We start from the raw sequence: 1388 nt of genomic DNA on the forward strand, positions 1-1388 counted from the left end.
CAATAAGCGATGGTTGGTATTATCAGGTTGTCAGAGCAAGGATTGCGCCTGGCAGAATGATGAATACAGACATCAGGTAGCCACCCACAACGGCTTTGTTCTTGATAGCAAGCTCTGAAATCATTTCAGCGCCTTTTACTGGGATTTCACGTAAGAACGGAATACCAAAGATAAACAGTGTCGCCAAAATATTAAAGGTTAAGTGTACTAGCGCAATCTGAAGAGCAAACACAGCAAACTCACCAGATACTGCGGTAGCTGCAAGTAGCGCAGTGATACACGTACCGATGTTCGCACCTAGAGTGAATGGGTAAATGTCACGAACTTTAAGAACACCAGTACCTACAAGTGGAACCATCAAGCTTGTTGTTGTTGATGAAGATTGTACCAACACCGTCACGATCGAGCCTGATACGATACCGTGGATAGGACCACGACCAATTGCATTCTTCAGAATATCGCGAGCACGGCCAACCATTAGGCTCTTCATTAGCTTACCCATTACTGTGATAGCAACGAAGATTGTAGCGATACCTAAAGCAATTAGAGCCACGCCACCCATGGTGTCACCAAATGTTGATAGCGGTTCTTTGATAGCAGAAACAACAGGCTTAGTGATTGGCTTGATGAAGTCAAAACCCTTCATGCTCATGTCGCCAGTGTTCAATAGTGGCGAAACCAACCAGTGAGAAATTTTCTCTAGAATGCCGAACATCATTTCCAAAGGAAGGAAGATAAGAACAGCAAGAAGGTTAAAGAAGTCGTGGATTGTCGCACTAGCAAATGCGCGCTTGAATTCTTCCTTACAACGTACGTGACCTAGTGAAACCAAAGTGTTGGTCACTGTGGTACCAATATTGGCACCCATTACCATTGGAATCGCTGTCTCTACAGGTAGACCACCTGCAACTAAGCCCACAATAATAGAAGTTACAGTACTTGAGGATTGGATTAGGGCTGTTGCTACTAGGCCGATCATAAGACCAGCGATAGGGTGAGATGCAAACTCAAACAATACTTTTGCTTGGTCGCCAGTTGCCCATTTGAAACCGCTACCAACCATAGATACTGCTAGAAGAAGCAGATACAGCATGAATGCCAAGTTAGCCCAGCGTAACCAACGAGTCGTGCTCGAGATAGGCGCTGCTGTTGAAGTAGCTTGGTTCATCATAATTTTCTCCGTTGACCTTTAAGTTCGTTTTTCGGTCTTAAGTTGAAACTTCGGGCGATGTTAGAGAACAAATATTTCAGTAATATTACAGATTGATTTCTGTGGGCACTTTTTATTGTGCTTTTTAATAGTTCAAAAAAGATAGCGGATTATCCTGTTTTAATTCATTGAAAAATATAGGATTTATTGGTTTTATAAACTGAGATTTTTTTGATGA

General features: G+C 42.5%; 1 protein-coding gene. It reads right to left on the reverse strand.

From position 1 onward, the window contains the following. Positions 1-22: 22 nt before the first annotated feature. Positions 23-1171 carry a Na/Pi symporter gene (locus tag R8269_RS24460; RefSeq protein WP_005497177.1) on the reverse strand — a complete coding sequence of 383 codons (1149 nt, stop codon included), beginning with the start codon at positions 1169-1171 and terminating at the stop codon, positions 23-25. Between the last annotated feature and the right edge of the window lie 217 nt (positions 1172-1388).

The sequence above is a fragment of the Vibrio sp. Vb0667 genome, assembly GCF_033391095.1.